Below are 255 nucleotides of genomic sequence, written 5' to 3'. Positions count from 1 at the left end.
ACGGTGCCTGGACCTACGTCGCCAGCTCCGCCCACAACGAGTTCTCCGCCGGCACCACCTACACCGACACCTTCGCGGTGAGCAGTGCCGACGGCACCCTCACTTCGGTCACCGTGAATATCCTCGGTACCAATGATGCGGCCGTGCTGTCCGCCGACATCGCCAACCTCACCGAGACTAATGCTGCGCTGACCACCGCCGGTACCCTGACCATCAGCGACGTCGACAGCGCCACAACCTTCGTCGCCCAAACCA

At 63.9% G+C, this 255-nt stretch carries 1 protein-coding gene; it reads left to right on the top strand.

The window, feature by feature from the left end; all coding sequences use genetic code 11:
* A partial coding sequence (locus tag Q8X48_RS30045; protein ID WP_407802690.1) for a VCBS domain-containing protein occupies nucleotides 1–255 on the top strand: 255 nt, incomplete at both ends.

Origin of the sequence: Pseudomonas sp. QLc11A, assembly GCF_052112305.1 — a bacterium.
GTDB classification, from domain to species: domain Bacteria; phylum Pseudomonadota; class Gammaproteobacteria; order Pseudomonadales; family Pseudomonadaceae; genus Aquipseudomonas; species Aquipseudomonas laurylsulfatiphila.
The sequence above is the reverse complement of the archived record's forward strand: the minus strand, read 5'-3'. Positions and strand labels throughout refer to the sequence as shown.